Origin of the sequence: Rhizobium sp. BK049, from assembly GCF_014193135.1 — a bacterium.
Taxonomy (GTDB): domain Bacteria; phylum Pseudomonadota; class Alphaproteobacteria; order Rhizobiales; family Rhizobiaceae; genus Rhizobium.
Genome location: NZ_JACHYV010000060.1, coordinates 1 through 3952 on the forward strand (window position 1 = coordinate 1; position 3952 = coordinate 3952).

The 3952-nt window shown below is 62.9% G+C and carries 3 protein-coding genes; 2 read left to right on the plus strand and 1 reads right to left on the minus strand.

Features of this window, described 5'->3' with window-relative positions:
- Window positions 1–153: 153 nt before the first annotated feature.
- Window positions 154–330: a hypothetical protein gene (locus FHT70_RS29910; protein WP_176536312.1), complete on the minus strand. Its 177-nt coding sequence runs from the start codon at window positions 328–330 to the stop codon at window positions 154–156.
- Here FHT70_RS29910 and FHT70_RS29915 point away from each other — a divergent pair.
- Both FHT70_RS29915 and FHT70_RS29920 read left to right on the plus strand, forming a co-directional pair.
- Entirely contained in the window at window positions 317–1912 is a 1596-nt protein-coding gene (locus FHT70_RS29915) for an ABC-F family ATP-binding cassette domain-containing protein (RefSeq protein WP_183706734.1), read from the plus strand. The genes FHT70_RS29910 and FHT70_RS29915 overlap by 14 nt on opposite strands.
- Window positions 1913–2323: 411 nt before the next feature.
- A complete protein-coding gene (locus FHT70_RS29920) occupies window positions 2324–3850 on the plus strand; it encodes an ABC-F family ATP-binding cassette domain-containing protein (RefSeq protein ID WP_183706735.1) in 1527 nt (508 codons plus the stop codon).
- Window positions 3851–3952 lie beyond the last annotated feature (102 nt).

A 3952-nucleotide genomic window follows, 5' to 3' on the forward strand; every position in this document is an offset into this window, starting at 1 on the left:
CCCGAAAACTCATCGTTCTCGCCAACACAATCCTCTTTCGCAAGACCGAATGGACGCCACAACACCGCAAGAATTAAACATGGTTGCTCCCCGCTCGCGTGGCACGTCGCCTCGCCCCGTTTACGGGGAGAGGGTTAGGGTGAGGGGCAGCCATCAGGTCTGCTTGAAAGAATGCAGAATCGCCACTTTGCCTTGAACCCAACGCCTTCCTCCCCTAAATTCCCCGCCATCGACCATTTCAACAGGATGTGTGCAGCAATGGATTTCAACCCGATCGCAATGCCAGTTCGCCTTGCCAACGGGGAAATCCATATCGATGTCTGCATCCATCACTCTCTCGCAAATTTCCTGGGCCACGCCTGACGGGCGGCCGCTTTTTTCCGATCTCGATTTCAGTTTCGGCAGGGACCGCAGCGGTCTTATCGGACGCAACGGCGTCGGCAAGACGACGCTGCTGAAGCTTATCTCCGGCGATATTCGGCCGCAGTCGGGATCGATATCGATCAGCGGCAGCCTCGGCATGCTGCGCCAGAGCGTTCAGGTTGCGGCCGACGAAACCATCGCCGATCTCTTCGGCGTGGCCGCGGCGCTCGCACTTCTGCGTCGTGCCGAAGCCGGCGCGGCAACGGCCGACGAGGTTGCCTCGGCGGACTGGTCGCTGGAGGCACGCATCGCAACCGCGCTCAACCGAACGGGACTCGACGCGGAGCCGGAGACGCCGCTTGCCGCACTCTCCGGCGGGCAGCGCACACGTGCGGCGCTTGCCGCGCTCATCTTCAGCGAGCCGGATTTCCTCCTGCTCGACGAACCCACCAACAATCTCGATCGCGACGGCCGCGCGGCGGTGATCGCGTTGATTTCAGGCTGGCGGGCCGGCGCCGTCATCGTCAGCCATGACCGGGAACTGCTCGAAAGCGTCGATCAGATCGTCGAACTGACGTCGCTTGGCGCGACACGCTACGGCGGCAACTGGAGCCATTACCGCGAGCGCAAGGCGCTCGAGCTTGCGGCCGCCCGGCATGATCTTGCCGATGCCGAAAGGCGCATGGCGGAGGTCGCCAGGAAGGCGCAGGCGACCGTGGAGCGTCAGGCACACAGGGACAGCGCCGGGCGAAAAATGGCCACCAAGGGCGGCATCCCGCGCATCATGCTCGGCGGCATGAAGGAGCGAAGCGAAACCACCGGCGGCGACAATGCGCGTCTTGCCGAAAGACGGCGCACCCGGGTGCTCGAAGAGGCAAAGGCGGCGCGCGAGAAGATCGAGATCCTGCAGCCATTGTCGGTGAGCCTGCCGGCGACGGGGCTGCCGGCCAGCAAGATCGTGCTGAAGATCGACGGCGTGACGGCAGGCTATCAGCCAGATGAACCCGTCATCGACGATCTGTCATTCGACGTGACGGGACCGGAACGTATTGCCATCACCGGACCGAACGGTTCGGGCAAGACGACACTGCTCGCGCTAATCACCGGCGAGCTCAAGTCCCGGGCCGGCACCGTCTCGATAATGACCGGTTTCGCCATGCTCGATCAGAAGGTTAGCCTTCTCGATCCGTCAGCCTCGATCCGCGACAATTTCCGCCGGATCAACCCGCAAGCCGATGAAAACACCTGTCGGGCTGCGCTGGCCCGCTTCATGTTCAGGGCCGATGCGGCGCTGCAGACGGTCTCGACGCTCAGCGGCGGCCAGTTGCTGCGCGCCGGCCTTGCCTGCACACTCGGCGCCGCACCACCGCCGCTGCTGATCCTCGACGAGCCGACCAACCATCTCGACATCGACTCGATATCTGCGGTCGAGGCGGGTCTCATCGCCTATGACGGGGCGCTGATCGTCGTCAGTCACGACGAGACGTTTCTCGAAAACATCGGCATAACCCGGCGGCTGGAATTGCCGGGCGGCGGTGTAGGTGGGTGATTTAGGGGGAGCAGCAATGCCCTTCCCCAGCGGCGGCACCTCTCCATCCTCGCCGGCCTGTGAGAGCGCGGAATCCTCCAACGTCCCTCTTGCTGAGGTGACTGCGGCTCGCTTGCCTCTTCTTTCGGGCAATGATATTTCTGCCCTGCAACCCTTTCGAGAAAGGAGGATCACGCTATGCAGTATTATTTCCGGCATCATCGCCAGCGTGGTCCCGTCGACGCCCTGCAAATGCGTTTGCAGGGCTGACCAGAGACGCTTTTATACCTCTTCCTGGTCTGCCCTTTGTGGCCGATGCGCCGCCGTCAGATGACTGCGCGCATTCCCTTTATCCCGGGCGCGAAAGACGCAATCCGTGATGGCCTGATGCCACCGATTTCGTCTGCTCCCGGTCAGGACCAGAGAACGAATATGACCCTCATCAATATGCACAATCTCGGCGTGACGCTGAGCAAGCCGCTGTTTTCCAACCTCAATCTCGTCGTCAATTCAGGCGACCGCATTGGCCTCGTCGCCGCCAACGGGCGCGGGAAATCCACCCTGCTTGCCTGCATCACCGGCGCGCTGGAGCCGAGCGCGGGCGAGATCACCAAGGCTCGCGGGCTGACGATCGGCCACGTCGCGCAGAATGTGCCGGCTGCACTTTTCGATACGCCGTTTTATGATGCGGTGCTGCAGGCGCTGCCGGCCGATCAGGCCGAAAGCGAGAGCTGGCGCGTCGACGTCGTGTTGGAATCGCTCGAGGTGCCGGAGGTCATGCGCGGCCGGCCGCTGAAGCAATTGAGCGGCGGCTGGCAGCGGCTTGCGATGCTTGCCCGCAGCTGGGTCAGCGAGCCTGACGTGCTTCTGCTCGACGAACCGACCAACCATCTCGATCTCGAAAGGATCGCGCAGCTGGAAAGCTGGCTGAATGCGCTGCCGCGCGAGGTGCCGGTCATTCTCTCCAGCCATGACCGCGCCTTTCTCGATGCGACGACCAACCGGACGTTGTTCCTGCGGCCGGAGCAATCGCCGGCCTTTGCGCTCCCCTATAGCAGGGCACGCGCGGCCCTCGACGAGATCGACGCCTCGGAGGCGCGGCGTTTCGAGCGCGACATGAAGGCGGCGGAACAATTGCGCAAGCAGGCGGCCAAGCTTAACAATATCGGCATCAATTCCGGCAGCGACCTGCTCGTCGTCAAGACGAAGCAGCTGAAGCAGCGGGCGGAGAAGCTGGAAGATGCGGCAAGACCGGCGCATCTCGAACGTTCGGCCGGCGCCATCCGGCTTGCCAACCGCGGCACTCATGCCAAGGTGCTGGTGACACTGGAAGACGCGGCGGTGACGACGCCGGACGGGACGCTGCTGTTCAAGACCGGTCGTCAGTTCATCTGCCAAGGCGACCGCATCGTGTTGCTCGGGCTCAACGGCGCCGGTAAGTCACGGCTGGTGTCGATGCTGAAACAGGCGGTCGAGAGACCGGAGGCCGGGCAGGATGGGATCAAGGCGACGCCATCACTGGTTCTCGGCTATGGCGACCAGACGCTTGCCGATCTTGCCGACAAGGATACGCCGATCGGCATGATCATCCGCCGCTTCGATGTCGGCGACCAGCGGGCGCGGGCGTTGCTCGCCGGGGCCGGCATGACGATCGATATGCAGGCAAAACCGATCGGCCAGCTTTCCGGCGGCCAGAAGGCACGGCTCGGCATGCTGGTGCTCAGGCTGACGGAGCCGAACTTCTACCTGCTCGACGAGCCCACCAACCATCTCGATATCGAAGGACAGGAAGCGCTGGAGAATGAGCTGATGGCGCAGGAGGCGAGCTGCCTGCTGGTATCGCACGACCGCAGTTTCGTGCGGGCAGTGGGAAACCGCTTCTGGCTGATCGAGAAGAAGCGGCTGGTGGAGGTGGAGAGCCCGGAAGGTTTTTTTGCTTCTGTGGGATCGCGGGGATGAGGGTGTCATGAACGACCGGGTTGATGATCGACATTTTGGACCGGGATGATACCTGACAGTTTTCATTCTGTCGTGTGTGCTGCTTTAGGCCTCATCGGCCCG